Below are 16356 nucleotides of genomic sequence, written 5' to 3' on the forward strand. Positions count from 1 at the left end.
AAAATGGTGGTTATTTTACGGTTCGCAACGAGGGCGGCAATCTGATGTCGATGGTTTAAAGTGCGGTAGGATTTCCGTGCGTTTTTGCTTCACGGCGAAAATCCGTCCGCGGTTTAACTGATCGCGAATGGCTTTATTTTCAAAGCCTGCCGCGATGATGGATTGAATATCCACTTTTAATGCCGCCCGATATAGGGCGATAGTAAATTCCTGTTGCGGGTACGCAATGTGCGAGAAGCCTTTGCGTCCGCGCGTATCGGCAAAACACACCAACAAAAATTCCATGAAACGTAACGGTTTGCGCCAAACATCAAAGGTATTGAACAGTTTGACGATAGTTTCCGGGCGTAATTCAAAAATTTTGTGAATGTGGGTGTGATATTCACAGGTGAGTTCCGCCAGTTGTTGATAATAACCGGGTACTTTTAAGCGCTTGCATAGGCTTTGGGTCGGCGCCATGCCGAGCTTTTCATGACCGTGATGATGAGGCCAGCTTTGTTTAGGCGTTTTGGCTTTGCCCAAGTCATGGCAAATGGCGGCAAAACGCACCGCACTTTTGTGGCAATCCACTTGCTCAGAAAGCAACGTCGCCTGTTGTAACACCATCATAGTGTGCACGAAGCTGTCAATTTCCGGATGATACTTCGCCGGGTTCGGCACGCCATATAGAGCGTCCAATTCAGGAAATAACACCTTGAGTGCGCCCACCAGGCGTAAGGTTTCAAAATAAATTTCAGGATTTTTCTCGTTTAACGCTTTTTCCGTTTCCGCCCATACCCGCTCGGCGGTTAAATGTTGCAGCTCCCCTTGGGCAGTGAGATCTTTCATTAATTGCAGGGTTTCTTCGGCAATCTTGAATCCTAAATAATGATAACGGGCGGCAAAGCGCGCCACGCGTAATACGCGCAAGGGATCTTCAACGAATGCGGGGGAGACGTGGCGTAACACACGGTTGGCTAAATCCTGTGCGCCGCCATAAGGGTCGAACAGATTGCCCTGCAAATCCTGTGCCATGGCGTTGATGGTGAGATCGCGGCGGATTAAATCCTGTTCCAGATTAATATCGGGAGAAAAATCGCAAATAAAGCCGGTGTAGCCCGCACCGGATTTACGTTCCGTGCGGGCGAGTGCGTATTCTTCTTTGGTTTGTGGGTGCAAAAAAACGGGGAAATCTTTTCCCACTTGATGATAGCCTTGTTGGAGTAGTGCTTCCGGCGTCGCACCTACAATGACCCAATCGCGATCTTGAACAGGTAGGTTGAGGAGCTGATCGCGCACAGCCCCGCCAACCAAATAAATTTGAAAATGATTTTCGGACATTATGCCCAACCATCGCGACGACGGCGTTTCGGCATGATTAACGGTAAAATCAACCCGATTAATAAGCCGACCCCAAGCACGGAACCGCCATAAATGAACCATTGAATGGCAATTTCGCGTTTGCCCGCATCTAACATGGCTTCCAAATCGCGGTTTTTGTTTTTGGTGATTTCCAATTCGCGTTTTAGCTGTGAATTTTGTTCTAAGAGTTCGCTACTTTGTTGTTCCGCTTGTTTGGCACGTCGTTGCATTTCAATAGTACGTTGTTGCCAGTCGCTGTCTATACGGCCTAGCTTCATGCTTAATTCCTGAATTTGGTGTTTTAATTTCGGATTTTCCAGTTTGCTGCTGGCTTCATTACTTAGCTCACTGCTTAAAATCCAGGCCTCGCGATCTTTGCCATCGCGGATTAGAGTATATCGATCTTTTTGATCCAATACGGTTACCGGTTCACCTGATTTAATAGCACCGGCAATTTTATATTGGTCACCTGCACCTTTACGTAAGTAGGTGGAAAGGTTTTCTGTTACATATTTGGTTTCTGCTTGTGCAGTAGTGATACCTAAGCCCAGAAAGGTTAGTGTGAGAAGGTATTTAATGGTTTTTTGCATACTGTAGACCCTAAGTTAGTGAATAAGAATTAAAAGTGCGGTAAGGAATGACTGCACTTTTAGTCTGATTAATGAAAAATTGCTTTGAGCAAATAGTAAATAATAATAGAGAACAATGCGCCGGCAGGCAGAGTAACAACCCATGAAACCACGATGTTGCGAATTACGGTCAGGTTAATTGCCGCAATTCCACGCGCGAAACCGATGCCTAATACAGCACCCACTAAGGTTTGTGTCGTAGAAATCGGCAAGCCTGTACCGGATGCCACGACCACAGTCATTGCGGTGGCGAATTGGGCGGCGAAGCCACGACTTGGCGTTAAATCGGTAATGCCCGTACCGATAGTTGCCATCACTTTGTAACCCATGACGATCAAACCGACCATGATACCGGATGCGCCCAGGGGTAAAATCCACCAAGCGAGAGGAGTGTTGTTTGCGATTTGACCGCCACTTTTGATAATAGCGACCACCGCAGAAAGCGGACCGATAGCGTTCGCAACATCGTTAGAACCATGGGCAAATGCCATAGCACAAGCGGTCATTAGCATTAAAATACTGAAGATCTTTTCTACGCCGCTAAACGTACCGCCATGGAGCATTCTTTGTTTGAATTTTTTACTACGAAAGTAGAAATAGCAGTAAATAACGGCTACTGCGCTGATAATAAAAGAAATCAGGAAGTTTTCCTGACTGCTTAAATTTAACCCTACATGCTTTAACCCTTTGGTCAGGGTAACAATGCACAAGATGAAAATAGTAATACCCATATAGTAAGGGCCATATTTTTGTGCGTTTTTAAGCGGGTTTTCTGTGTCAAAAATCAGTTTTTGCGTGCTGATAAAAATGGCGTAAGCCAACACTCCGGCAATTACCGGTGTAACAAACCAACTGCCGACAATATTTCGGATATTGCTCCAATCCACCGAATGAGGACCTGCCGTAACGCACGCAAAACCAATAACAGCACCGATGATGGAGTGAGTGGTGGACACCGGCCAGCCCATTTTGGAAGCGATTAATAACCAGGCCCCTGAAGCGAAGAGGGCAGCCATCATCCCGAAAACTAAAACTTCCGGTTCATTGACGAATTCCATGGTGTCGATGATGCCGCTTTTGATAGTTTCTGTGACTTCACCACCGGCTAAATAAGCACCGGCGGCTTCAAAAATTATTGCAATAAAAATAGCTTGTTTTGCTGTGACTGCCCCTGAACCAACAGATGTTCCCATAGCATTTGAAACATCGTTAGCTCCCACACCAAAGGCCATAAAAAAGCCGAAAATTGCGGTAATTATGATTAATAAGGAACCATATTGATTGAGTAATTCCATTGAAAAAATCCCGGATAAATGGAAATTATGAACGTGCTAACATCAGCTCAATGCGTGCTCCGACACGTTGTGCCTGATCGGCAAGTACACCGACCCATTCAATGACTTTGTATAAGAACATTACATCAATCGGGTTAAAGCGATCTTCAATATCAAATAACATTCTTCGCAATTTAATTTGTATTTGGTCGGTATCGTCTTCAATGATATCCAGTTCGTTAATCATTTGATTGACGAAATTCAATTCGCGACCTTTGAAACCGGTTTCCAGTAGTTGATCCATTTCTTCAATCACTTTATGGGCTTGTTCGGTAGCGTCCAAACTGCGACGTACATAGCTCATAAATTCGTTTTTCATTTCCTCCGGAATACTTAACTGACGACCAATCATACGGCCGGCAATGTCTTTGGTGTAGTTTGCCAATTTATCTTGTTGAGTCACTAATTCCAACAAATCCGTACGATCGATAGGCATGAATAAACCGCGCGGTAATTTTAAACGAATCTCACGTTTTAACGCGTCAGCCTGACGTTCGTGTGCAGAAATATCTAAACGAATTTGCTCCGCTTTTACCCAGTCGGTATTAAATGTTGCTTCAAAAAAAGGGATTAATAATTCACAACATTCGGTAACTTTATTAGAGTGTTTTTGCAGAGGCTTTAAAGGGGAGTGGGCAAATAATCCGAGGATATTATTCATTGCCATAAAAAGTGACTCCTTTAAGGAAGGTTAATAATTCACGCGCATATTACATTATGTTGGTGAAAAATTCACGATTTTAATCGAAAAATCCCCTTATTTATTGGATAATAAATCCCTTATAAATCAGGTAAGAAGATAAAACCTCATGATCTTTAAGGGATTTTATAATGCAGGATGAAATTGAATTAAAGTTAGCGGTGGATTTTGTCGATGTAGCACAATTAGACAAAATTTTGAATCATTTCAAAGTGGTTGAAAAACAATGCGATTTTTTAGCCAATACCTATTACGACACCTCCGATCAGTTTTTTACCCGACATAAAATGGGCTTGCGGGTTCGCCGTCAGCAGGATAATTACACCTTAACGCTAAAAACCGACGGCAATGTTTCCGGCGGGTTGCACATGCGCCCCGAGTATAATGTGACGTTGCCCGATGCCAAGCCTGATCTGAATGCCTTAATCGAAGAACATGGCTTACAGCTCGGCAATCTAAAAAATGAATTGCATCCTATTTTCAGCACAGATTTCGAACGCCAAAGCTGGTTGGTACAATATGCGCCCAATTGCCAAATTGAAGTGGCGTTCGACCAAGGCAATGTGATAGCAGGCGATAAACGGCAACCTATCCGTGAAATAGAATTTGAAATCAAATCCGGCGAATTGGCACCATTTTTTGCCTTCTCGTCATGGATTTCTTAACCCGTTATGAGGGCAGCGTACATTTTTATTCTGTGAGCAAAGCCAAACGCGGTTATCAATTGGTGCAGGGCAAATGTGCTAAATCAAGTGATTGGATCGAACATTGGCGCGGCGTTTTACAGACGGAAAAACGGGCACAAAAAACATCGGAAAAATTACTCACAATCGAATCAAGTTCGATTGTTCGCCCTGATGAGGCCGTTGGCAAAGCCAACGTTCAAAATCCGTTGGATTTTGTGACCGCACTTTTGGCTTACGAGCAGCCTTTAATTGAAGAAACCTTGGCGTTAGGGGCAAATTTCTTTGCTTCTGATTTCATCAAAAGCGTTGAACGGGTAGGAGCGTTTTTCAATTTGTATCATTATTACGAAGACAATAAATCCCTGTTGGAAACAGCATTGAACGAGCAATTAGCAGGCAATAGGCATTATGCGCAGGACGATGTATTGACGGCGTTGACCGAAGAAAATGATCGCATATTGGCGCAACTTCATGACATTATTCGTCTGCACAGCGAAAGCAAAGATAACGCGTCGGCGATGAATAAATTGCTTGAACTGATTCAAACGCCGCAATACGCCCAACGTATGCTCCACCTCATCACTTTAACCATCGGCGGGTAATTATGGCAAAAGCAAAAACGGCTTATGTATGTAACGACTGCGGCGCGGAATATTCCCGCTGGCAGGGGCAATGTTCCGCCTGTAAAGCCTGGAACACCATCACCGAAGTGCGGTTGGTTTCTACGTCAAATAATAAAGCGGATCGATTTAGCGGCTACGCGGGTGAAACACGTGCGAAAATTCAAACCTTAAGTGAAATCAGCCTGCAGGAAACACCGCGTTTCAGCAGTGGATTTTTTGAGCTGGATCGTGTGTTGGGTGGCGGTGTCGTACCGGGCAGTGCGATCCTCATCGGCGGTCACCCGGGGGCGGGGAAAAGTACCCTGTTGTTGCAGGTGATGTGTAATTTATCGCAAAAAATGACCGCACTTTATGTCACCGGCGAAGAATCCTTACAACAAGTGGCGATGCGTGCCAAACGCCTTGGCCTGCCGCCGGAAAAATTGAATATGCTGTCGGAAACTTCTGTAGAGCAAATTTGTAACCTGGCGGATCAGCTCAAACCGCAGATTATCGTCATCGACTCCATTCAGGTTATGCAGTTGGCGGATATTCAATCTTCCCCCGGCAGCGTGGCACAAGTGCGCGAATGTGCTTCTTTTTTAACCCGTTACGCGAAAACCCGCCAAGTGGCAATTGTGATGGTTGGGCATGTTACCAAAGACGGTACTCTTGCCGGGCCAAAAGTGTTGGAGCACGCTATTGACTGTTCCTTATTATTGGAAGGAGAAACGGACTCGCGCTTTCGCACCTTACGCAGCCATAAAAACCGTTTCGGCGCAGTGAACGAATTAGGCGTGTTCGCCATGACGGAACAAGGGCTGCGCGAAGTGAAAAACCCGTCGGCGATCTTTTTAAGTCGCGGCGACGAACAAACCTCCGGCAGTTCCGTGATGGTGTTATGGGAAGGCACGCGCCCGCTGTTGGTGGAAATTCAAGCCTTAGTGGATCATTCCATGCTCGCTAACCCGCGCCGTGTCGCTGTGGGGCTGGAACAAAACCGTCTTGCCTTATTACTTGCCGTATTACACCGCCACGGTGGCTTGCAAATGGCGGATCAGGATGTCTTCGTGAACGTGGTCGGCGGCGTCAAAGTGACCGAAACCGGCGCAGATTTAGCCTTACTCCTCGCACTCATCTCCAGCTTCCGCAACCGCCCGCTGCCACAGGATTTAGTGATCTTCGGCGAAGTGGGCTTGGCAGGCGAAATCCGCCCCGTACCAAGCGGTCAGGAACGTATCAGCGAAGCTGCAAAACACGGCTTCAAACGCGCCATCGTGCCTTTTGGCAATAAACCGAAACATAAAGTGGAGAATATGGAAGTGTTTACGGTACGGAAGTTAGGTGATGCGATTGAGGTGTTGGATCGGTTTTAAATTGGGTTTCAGCCGATAGTTCCTTTTCTTTGCGTCGCCAAAGAGAATGAACCAAAAGAAAGGCGCCGTAAACGGGGGAATTATTCTTTCTCCGAATAACCTTTCTTTATTTCGCAAAACTTAAAGTGTGGTGTATTTTCCACTTGTTTTTAAGCTTAAAAAACAAATCTAAAATACACCGCACTTTTCAAATAACGCTCCAACGGGGTCCCCGTATAAATTGCCCGAACGTGCGTTAATTTTTAGGAAAATTTCTTTTGTTTGAGCGTAGCGAGTTAGAAATTTTCCGTGAAAAAAATTAATGCTAAGAGAGGAAAAGCAATTTATCCGGGGTGCCCTTTTCTTTGCCTTCTTTCTTTTGGGCAAACAAAAGAAAGAAGGTCGCCTTGGCGAAAATAGGAACTCGCCATCGGCGAAACCCTATCTTAACAATGAAATACAAAGACCCAAAACAACATTCCTCACTTTATTACTGAATTTTCCCTCAAATTACGTTAAAATCTCCTCCCCTAAATTTTCAAACTCAACTCAAAACCTCATGGAAAAAAAGCTACCCAAAGCTCTTGATGCTATTGACATAAAAATTCTCAATGAATTGCAACGGAACGGAAAAATTTCCAATATTGATTTGTCCAAGAAAGTAGGGTTATCGCCGACACCTTGCCTGGAACGGGTGAAACGGTTGGAGAAGCAAGGGGTGATTATGGGGTATCGTGCTTTGCTGAATCCCGCATTATTGGATTCGCCGTTGTTGGTGATCGTGGAAATTACGCTGGTACGTGGCAAGCCCGATGTGTTTGAAGAATTTAACGCGGCGGTGCAGCAGTTAGATGAAATTCAGGAATGCCATTTGGTTTCCGGTGATTTCGATTATTTATTGAAAACACGGGTGGCGGATATGGCGGCGTATCGTAAATTGCTGGGGACCACCTTGCTGCGCCTGCCCGGGGTGAACGACACGCGCACTTATGTGGTGATGGAAGAAGTGAAACAAACGAATTTTTTACAGTTAAAATAGCGCATGATTAAACATATTACCGAACATTTTTCGCCGAAGTATTACCTATTACATTTGCTGTTAGGATTGACCGCACTTTTCGGTTTGTATTTGATAATCGCCTGGTCGGGCTATACGCCGCTGGACAATTCTTGGGCGACCTCCGGCTTCGCGCCGGAAACCATCAACAAAGCGGGTGCGTTCGGTGCGTGGTTTGTGGATTTGTTTTTTGTATTTTTCGGTTATATCGGCAACCTGATCCCTTTCATTTTATTTTTTATCCCCATTTATTTAATTCGTTCCAAGCGGGTGGAAAATCTCACTTGGACTAAATTCGCATTGCGTTCATTCGGTTTCATTTTGTTGCTTTGCGGTTTAACCGTGCTTGCTACACTTTCACTGAATAACCCGCCCTCTTACCTTGCGGGAGGCGTGCTGGGCGGTAGTTTAACCCTGAATTTATACCCGAGTTTAGGCAAATTCGGCGTATCCTTACTGGCTGTGATTTTTGTGGCGGTGGGCTTTATTTTCTGTTCGGGCGCGTTTTTTATTCGTCTATTAATGAAATTCTACCGCTGGCTGACCATGCAAAATCCGCCTGAAGACCCGGAAAAAACCGACGAAACTGAAAGTGAGGAAACGCACATGGCAGAACCGCCGGAAGAGATCGTGATTGGGAAAACTCCGGCGCAGGAAGCGGTGGAGCAGCTTACGGAATTGGTCAATCCTGCGGATCGCATTAATATTTCCGGCTTGTCAAAAGCGCAGGATATGTTTTATGTGCCGATGAATAATGGGAACGAGGTCAATGCTTTTGCACCGGAAAACCCTGAATTCGTTAAATACGATTTTGAGCAACAGGAAACCTTGCCGAATGTGAGTATTTCTATGCAGCGCGGTCAGACAGAATTGTCGACGCAACATGATTTCACTCCGGTATGGCAACAGACAAATGTCTTCGGTGAAGAGAAAAGTGCGGTTGATTTTGGCAGTAAATTTACGACGTCAGAAGACATGCCGAGCGTATCACTGGCTGAACCGGAAGTAAACGTGGCGGAGGAAGATCCTGAACAAAGCGAACTTGCCCGCCAATTTGCCGCGCAAGAGCAACAACGTTTGCGGGAAATGGAACGGCGCGCGAAAGACATGGGCGTGCAGGACGTCTATCAGCAAATTGTGCAGGGACCAACGGCGGAAACCGCACCTAAGACAGCTAATTATCGCCCGTATGGCGATTCCTTGATTCATCCGGCATTTCAGCAACATAAAAAGAACATCGAAAAACCGAAGACGCCGTTGCCGAGCCTGGATTTATTGGAACATCGTCCGACCCGCGAACAGGATATTACCCAAGCGGAAATTGTCGAAACCTCACAACGTATTGAACAACAATTGCGCAATTTCAATGTGAAAGCGAAAGTCAAAGATGTTTTAGTGGGGCCGGTGGTGACACGCTATGAATTGGAATTGGATCCGGGTGTGAAAGCCTCCAAAGTCACGGGATTGGATACGGATCTGGCACGCGCCCTGATGTTCCGTTCCATTCGTGTGGCGGAAGTGATTCCGGGCAAACCTTATATTGGTATCGAAACACCGAACGATCACCGTCAAATAGTACCATTGCGTGATGTGTTGGACAGCGATGAATTCCGCAATTCCAAAGCCTTACTTTCCATGGCGTTAGGTAAAGACATTAGCGGCAAACCAATGGTGGTGGATCTTGCTAAAATGCCGCATTTATTGGTGGCGGGCACCACGGGTTCCGGTAAATCCGTCGGCGTAAATACCATGATTTTAAGCCTGCTTTACCGCGTTAAACCGGAAGAAGTGAAATTCATCATGATTGACCCGAAAGTGGTGGAATTGTCTATTTATAATGATATTCCGCATCTTTTAACGGAAGTGGTCACGGACATGAAAAAAGCGGCAAACGCGTTGCGCTGGTGTGTAGACGAAATGGAGCGCCGTTATCAATTATTGTCTGCTTTGCGGGTGCGTAATATTGAAGGATTTAACGAGAAAGTTGATGAATATGAGGCCTTAAATATGCCGATTCCGAACCCGTTATGGAAGCCGGGCGATTCCATGGATACTTTGCCGCCACCATTAGAAAAACTGAGTTACATTGTGGTGATTGTGGATGAATTCGCCGATTTGATGATGGTGGCAGGCAAACAGGTGGAAGAGCTTATCGCACGTTTGGCGCAAAAAGCCCGTGCGGTGGGGATTCACTTAATTTTGGCAACCCAACGCCCTTCCGTAGATGTGATTACCGGTTTGATTAAAGCGAACGTACCGAGTCGAATTGCGTTTACTGTGGCGACTAAAATTGACTCGCGTACTATTCTTGATGCAGGCGGTGCGGAATCCTTATTGGGTAAAGGTGATATGCTGTATTCCCCACAGGGTTCTACCGAATTAGTCCGTATTCACGGTGCCTTTATGACTGATGACGAAGTCGTGCGCGTGGTAGATGATTGGAAAGCACGCGGTAAACCGAATTACATTGATGGTATTTTAGAGGGTGATGAAGAAGATGCCGGTGCGGAACGCTTAAGTGAGCGTGGCGGCGAAACCGACGGGTTGTTTGATGAAGTGGTAGAGTTTGTGGTCAGCACAGGCACCACGTCTATTTCTGCGATTCAACGCCGTTTCCGAGTAGGCTTTAACCGTGCCGCCAATATTATGGATCAGCTGGAAGAGCAGGGCATTGTTTCGCCGGTGCAAAACGGTAAACGTGAAGTGTTGGCGCGCAGTGCGGATTATTAATCCGTGATATGAATTAAACGACAGTTTGTTTGTCTATTGATGAAAAAATCGCAGGGCGCACGTGAATGCACCCATAGAATACAGGTAACGCTATGAAAAAAACACTGCTAAAACTGACCGCACTTTCTTTGCTCGGGCTCTCTTCTGTGGTTTGGGCGAATGCCGATATTGAGCTGCAAAACCGCTTAAATAAAGTAGATGTGTTAAGTGCGGATTTCGCGCAAACCGTGAGTTCGGCGAACGGTAAAAACGTGCAACAGGGCAACGGAAAATTGCAAATCAAACGCCCGAATTTGTTCCGTATGGACACCAAAGCACCACAGGAAACCCAAATCATTGCCGACGGGCAAACCCTGTGGTTCTACGATCCTTTTGTGGAACAAGTCACCGCCAACTGGGTGAAAGATGCGGTGAATAATACCCCGTTCGTGTTGTTGACCAGCGGTGATAAAAGCCATTGGTCGCAATATACCGTGCAACAAAAAGACGACACGTTTGTGTTAACCCCGAAAGCGAAGAATAGCAACGTCAAACAATTTGATATTCGCATTGATTCAAACGGCGTATTAAAAGGCTTTAGTACCATTGAAAAAGACGGGCAGTCCAATCAATATGTGCTGCGCAATATCACCAATCAAAATTTAGACGACGGATTGTTTAAATTCAGCGTACCGAAAGGTGTCGAATTGGACGACCAACGGAAAAAATAAGCGGGTTCGAGCATGTCTAACTTCAGCTTTGATTTCAACGAAAATGACTTTCGCCCGCTTGCTGCAAGAATGCGCCCCACCACCTTGGCGCAATATTGCGGTCAGTCTCATTTATTGGGCGAAGGAAAACCGTTGCGCAAAGCTATTGAAGCGGGATATGTTCATTCCATGATTTTCTGGGGCCCGCCCGGCACCGGTAAAACCACCTTGGCGGAAATTATCGCCCATCGCATTAATGTGGAAGTAGAGCGCATTTCCGCCGTCACCAGCGGCATTAAAGAAATCCGTGAAGCCATCGACAAAGCCAAACAAAACAAACTGGCAGGTTTGCGCACCATTTTTTTTGTAGATGAAGTGCATCGTTTCAACAAAAGCCAGCAAGACGCTTTCCTGCCGCATATTGAAGACGGCACCATTATTTTTATCGGCGCTACCACGGAAAATCCCTCTTTTGAACTCAATAACGCGTTGCTTTCCCGCGCGCGGGTTTATATTCTAAAACCGCTTTCCGCGCAGGAAATCGAACAGGTTTTACAACAAGCCATAGATGACCCCGAAACCGGTTTGGGTAAAGTGCGGTTAAATTTACAAGAGAATTTATTGTCCCTGTTGGCAGAATACGTCAATGGCGACGCCCGTCTTGCTTTGAACTGCCTGGAAATGATGGTGGACATGGCGGGCGAATCGGAAAACGGCAAAATTTTAGACCGCACTTTACTCACGGAAGTGTTGGGCGAACGGCAGGCGCGTTTTGATAAACAAGGTGACCTTTTCTACGATTTCATTTCCGCACTGCACAAATCCATTCGCGGATCCGCCCCTGATGCGGCGTTATACTGGTACGCGCGCATTATCACTGCCGGCGGGGATCCTCTTTATGTGGCACGTCGATTATTGGCAATTGCTTCCGAAGATGTGGGCAACGCCGACCCGCGCGCCATGCAGGTGGCACTTGCCGCCTGGGATTGTTTCACCCGCGTCGGCGCTGCCGAAGGCGAACGCGCTATTGCGCAAGCCATTGTGTATTTAGCCGTCGCACCGAAAAGCAACGCCGTTTATCTCGCTTTCAAAGCCGCCAAAAAATTGGCAACCGAATCCGCCGATTTCGACGTCCCTGAACATCTCCGCAACGCCCCGACCAGCTTCATGAAAGACCTCGGCTTCGGCGCCGAATACCGCTACGCCCACAATGAACCTAACGCCTACGCTGCCGGCGAAAACTACTTCCCGCCACAACTGAAAGACACCCAATTCTATTTCCCGACCACCAGAGGCATGGAAATTAAGATTAAGGAGAAGTTGGAATGGCTGCGGGGGTTAGATCAGGAAAGTGGTAAGAAGCGATATAAATAGGTTTGTTTCGGCATCGACCTACTTTTACTGCGCTGCGCTTGCACTTCGTACCATTGGCAAAGCCAACGTTCAAAATCCTTGGATTTTGTCTTTGCTTGTGAAAAGAAAAGTAGGCAAAAGAAAGCACTCCGCTAGGGCATGATAAAAGTGTAGTCGGTTTTTGTTGATTATTTATCCCCGTGTAAGACGCCCATTTTTTTAAGGATTTTTTAGGAAAGTTACGCCAGCGATGCGTTAGGCGGAGTCTGCTAACTTTTCGTTAAGAAAAATTCTTAAAAAAAGGGAAAAGCGGCTTATCCGGGGTGCCTTTTTCTTTGCCTTCTTTCTTTTGGGCAAGCAAAAGAAAGAAGGTCGCCATCGGCGAAATGCGATATTAATTCAACAATAAACAGAAAAAAGCGCTCCAAAATTTAACCGCAGTTTATCGGCGAAGCAAATAAAAAGGCTACTCCCAACGAAATAACCTTTCCATTCAACAAGATTAAATCAACCTCAATTACAAATACCCAAACATTCCCGTAAAGATATATCCGAAAATACAGGACGTAATCACACCGATTAAGCCCGGTAGGATAAAGCTGTGGTTGATAACGAATTTACCGATGTGGGTGGTGCCAGAGCGGTCGAATTGGATTGCTGCTAAGTCACTTGGGTAGGTCGGTAAGATGTAGTAGCCGTAACAAGCGGCAGCGAAGGCAAGGATGATTGCCGGGTCAACGCCGATGTTTAATGCCAACGGCACGAAGGCAACCAAGGCGGCGGCTTGTGAGTTTACGAATTTGGAGATTAATAACAACATCACGGCGTAAGTCCAAGGGTGGGCTTTCACGATGTCGCCTAATGCCGCTTTCATCATCGGGGTATGGACGGTGAACATGGTTTCTGCCATCCAGGAGATTCCGAAGACGGCAACTAATGCAATCATACCGGAACGGAAGATTTCATTTTTACTGATTTTGCTTGCATCGGTTTTGGTAAAGATGATGATTAATGAACCGGCTAACAACATGAAAATTTGGATAACGTGAACCATGCCTAACGTCACTTTTTTCTTCGCGGTATCTTTTAACGCGATAGTGGCGTTGGCAATGCTGTCTGTTTTATCGCTGGTGGTGATAACCACATTGTTATTTTGTGCGGATAAAGTTTGTGTCAACACGCCTTTGTTGTCGTAAATTTCAACACTGTCATAAGCAGTTTGCGCTTTGGCTTTGCTGTCTTTCACATCAAGCGCCACTTTGCTGTCTTTTGCAATAGCAACGATTTTGCCTTCTTTCACGTTGAAACTTTGTACCGCTTTATTGTCGGAAACCACTTCAACCACTTGTGCCGGTGCGCTTTTCTCAAAGGACGGACGCAAGTCTTTAAAGTAACCCAGCAAAGCAACGATAAGAATGGCACCGAAGAAGATCCACATGGCGTTCCAGCTGGATTGCGGTAATTTTTTGTCGAGTAGGGAAGTGCTGTCGCCGTACACGTATTTTTTGAATTCCGGATCTTTTAACTTCTCTTGGAACTCTTGGTCTTTATCTAAATCTTTGCCACGGAACCAGCTGAAAATACCGATGGCTAACACACCGCAGAGCGTAGATGGCACGGTGATTTTTAATAAATCCAAATACCCGTCGAAACCGGCTAAGTGATTTTGTGCATTCACCAAGAACGCGGTTAAGGTCACTACCGCAACGGACACCGGAGACGCGATGATCCCCATTTGGGAAGCGATGGAACTAGCCGCCATCGGACGTTCCGGACGAATGTTATTTTTGATGGCGATGTCGTAAATAATCGGCAGCATGGTATAAACCACATGACCGGTACCGCAAAGAATGGTGAGGGTACAGGTAACGAACGGTGCGAGGATACTCACATATTTCGGATTTTTACGCAGTAGTTTTTCTGCAATTTGCAACATCACGTCCAAACCGCCACTGGCTTGTAATGTTGCGGATGTGACTACCACGGCGAGGATGGTAAGCATAACGTCGATTGCCGGTTTACCCGGTTCGATGCCAAAGCCGAAGACCAATACGATCAGACCGATACCGCCCAGTAAACCCAGTGCAATACCGCCTTTTTTCGCGCCGTAGAACAAACAGATTAAGACGATGGCAAGCTGAATAGCAAATTGCGTGCCTTCTCTGAGGTTAGATAAAAACTCCATAGATACTCCGGAAATTAATGTCATTTTATGATTGAAAAATCGGCATTAGTCTAACATTAAGGCTACTTCTTAAGTAGTAGAATTATGTAGATTGTTGCGATAAATCAAAATTCCTGACATTAAGAATTCAGCGTTTGGCACACTAAATCGCTTAAGCTTTTTGGCTAAAAATTTTTAGCGGCGAAGAAAAACATTGATAAAAACAACCGCACTTTAGTCCATGTTTTTGCTAGTCTATTTTGTTAATACGATATAGAATAAACACCGTTTTCAACTGGTATTAGCAATAGAATAAAGGTTACAACTTATGATCGATCCGAATTTATTACGCAATAATCCGGCGGACGTCGCTGAAAAATTAAAAATTAAACGCGGTTTCGTGTTGGATACGGCAAAAATTACCCAATTAGAAGAACAACGCAAAGCGTTACAAGTTAAAACCGAAAATTTACAGGCGGAGCGTAATGCCCGTTCCAAAGCCATCGGTGCGGCAAAAGCCCGTGGTGAAGACATCGCCCCTTTATTGGCGGAAGTAGATCACATGGCGGAAGAATTGGAGCAGGGTAAAATTGAATTAGATAAAGTACAAAACGCTTTAAATGACATCGCTTTAAACATTCCGAATATTCCCGCCGATGAAGTGCCGTTAGGCAAAGACGATAGTGAAAATCTTGAAGTGTCCCGCTGGGGCGAACCGCGTAAATTCGATTTTGAAGTGAAAGATCATGTGACCCTAGGTGAAAATCTACAAGGCTTGGATTTTGCCGCAGCGGTGAAATTAACCGGTTCCCGTTTTGTGGTGATGAAAGGGCAAATTGCCAAATTACACCGCGCCATTGCGCAATTTATGTTGGATTTGCACACCGAACAACATGGTTACACTGAAGCCTACGTGCCTTATTTGGTCAGCCATGACACCCTTTACGGCACAGGTCAGTTGCCGAAATTCGGCGAAGATTTATTCCACACTAAACCGTTGGAAGGACAAGATCCGAACGAAGTACAACGCACTTACGGCTTAATTCCGACGGCAGAAGTGCCTGTGACCAATTTGGTGCGTGGTGAAATTTTGGACGCGGAAAATTTACCGTTAAAAATGACCGCACATACGCCGTGTTTCCGTTCCGAGGCGGGCTCTTATGGGCGTGATACGCGCGGCTTAATTCGTATGCACCAATTTGATAAAGTGGAATTGGTGCAAATCGTTGAACCGGAAAAATCCATGGAGGCGTTGGAAGAGTTAACCGGTCATGCGGAAAAAGTGTTGCAATTGCTCGGTTTGCCGTATCGTAAAGTGTTGCTTTGCACCGGTGACATGGGCTTCGGTTCCTGCAAAACCTACGATTTGGAAGTGTGGGTGCCTGCGCAAAACACCTATCGTGAAATTTCTTCCTGCTCCAATATGTGGGATTTCCAAGCCCGTCGTATGCAAGCCCGTTGCCGTTCAAAAGGCGACAAGAAAACCCGTTTGGTGCACACCTTAAATGGCTCGGGTTTGGCTGTGGGACGTACTTTGGTGGCGGTGTTGGAAAACTACCAAAACGCCGACGGTTCCATTACCGTACCGGAAGTCTTGCGTCCTTACATGGGCGGATTGGATGTGATTGGCAAATCCGCGAAATAATCTGAAATATTTGTGGGTGCGTTGGCACCCACATTTTCTATCCACCCTTAAAAAAATGTCGTCAAAATCCA

11 protein-coding genes and 1 pseudogene are annotated in these 16356 nt (G+C 45.8%); 7 read left to right on the top strand and 5 right to left on the bottom strand.

Going from position 1 to position 16356, the window contains the following annotated elements; translation table 11 throughout:
* Positions 1-15 precede the first annotated feature (15 nt).
* The 4 genes from A3CS_RS0102440 to A3CS_RS0102455 form a co-directional block, all read right to left on the bottom strand.
* On the bottom strand, positions 16-1320 hold the full coding sequence (locus A3CS_RS0102440; RefSeq protein WP_012821087.1) for a multifunctional CCA addition/repair protein: 1305 nt from the start codon (positions 1318-1320) through the stop codon (positions 16-18).
* Positions 1320-1931, bottom strand: coding sequence for a TIGR04211 family SH3 domain-containing protein (locus tag A3CS_RS0102445; protein WP_005545687.1), 612 nt, complete (start codon positions 1929-1931; stop codon positions 1320-1322). The genes A3CS_RS0102440 and A3CS_RS0102445 overlap by 1 nt, the downstream gene beginning before the upstream one ends.
* A 68-nt stretch (positions 1932-1999) precedes the next feature.
* Complete coding sequence (locus A3CS_RS0102450; protein WP_005539270.1) at positions 2000-3265, bottom strand: inorganic phosphate transporter; 1266 nt, start codon at positions 3263-3265, stop codon at positions 2000-2002.
* A 25-nt stretch (positions 3266-3290) separates the two neighbouring features.
* Positions 3291-3971, bottom strand: coding sequence for a TIGR00153 family protein (locus A3CS_RS0102455; RefSeq protein WP_005539264.1), 681 nt, complete (start codon positions 3969-3971; stop codon positions 3291-3293).
* 164 nt (positions 3972-4135) lie between these two features.
* Here A3CS_RS0102455 and A3CS_RS1000000112440 point away from each other — a divergent pair.
* The 6 genes and pseudogenes from A3CS_RS1000000112440 to A3CS_RS0102485 all read left to right on the top strand — a co-directional run bounded on the left by A3CS_RS1000000112440 (position 4136) and on the right by A3CS_RS0102485 (position 12497).
* Positions 4136-5292: pseudogene (locus A3CS_RS1000000112440) on the top strand (CYTH domain-containing protein).
* A 2-nt stretch (positions 5293-5294) separates the two neighbouring features.
* Positions 5295-6668 (top strand): DNA repair protein RadA, encoded by a 1374-nt coding sequence (gene radA / locus A3CS_RS0102465; RefSeq protein WP_005545693.1) that lies wholly within the window; start codon positions 5295-5297, stop codon positions 6666-6668.
* Between the two features lie 538 nt (positions 6669-7206).
* Complete coding sequence (lrp, locus tag A3CS_RS0102470; RefSeq protein ID WP_005540269.1) at positions 7207-7686, top strand: leucine-responsive transcriptional regulator Lrp; 480 nt, start codon at positions 7207-7209, stop codon at positions 7684-7686.
* Positions 7687-7689: 3 nt separating this feature from the next.
* Positions 7690-10434 (top strand): DNA translocase FtsK, encoded by a 2745-nt coding sequence (locus A3CS_RS0102475; RefSeq protein ID WP_005568319.1) that lies wholly within the window; start codon positions 7690-7692, stop codon positions 10432-10434.
* A 92-nt stretch (positions 10435-10526) separates the two neighbouring features.
* Positions 10527-11144, top strand: a complete 618-nt coding sequence (gene lolA / locus A3CS_RS0102480) for an outer membrane lipoprotein chaperone LolA (RefSeq protein WP_005540265.1) — start codon at positions 10527-10529, stop codon at positions 11142-11144.
* 12 nt (positions 11145-11156) lie between these two features.
* On the top strand, positions 11157-12497 hold the full coding sequence (locus A3CS_RS0102485; RefSeq protein WP_019518203.1) for a replication-associated recombination protein A: 1341 nt from the start codon (positions 11157-11159) through the stop codon (positions 12495-12497).
* A gap of 496 nt (positions 12498-12993) precedes the next feature.
* Here A3CS_RS0102485 and A3CS_RS0102495 read toward each other — a convergent pair whose 3' ends face one another.
* Complete coding sequence (locus A3CS_RS0102495; protein ID WP_005545716.1) at positions 12994-14661, bottom strand: anaerobic C4-dicarboxylate transporter; 1668 nt, start codon at positions 14659-14661, stop codon at positions 12994-12996.
* Positions 14662-14968: 307 nt separating this feature from the next.
* On the opposite strand from A3CS_RS0102495, the gene serS reads away from it, so the two are divergent.
* Positions 14969-16285 (top strand): serine--tRNA ligase, encoded by a 1317-nt coding sequence (serS, locus tag A3CS_RS0102500; RefSeq protein ID WP_019518205.1) that lies wholly within the window; start codon positions 14969-14971, stop codon positions 16283-16285.
* The last annotated feature ends 71 nt before the right edge of the window (positions 16286-16356 follow it).

Origin of the sequence: Aggregatibacter actinomycetemcomitans DSM 8324 (assembly GCF_000372365.1) — a bacterium.
GTDB classification, from domain to species: domain Bacteria; phylum Pseudomonadota; class Gammaproteobacteria; order Enterobacterales; family Pasteurellaceae; genus Aggregatibacter; species Aggregatibacter actinomycetemcomitans.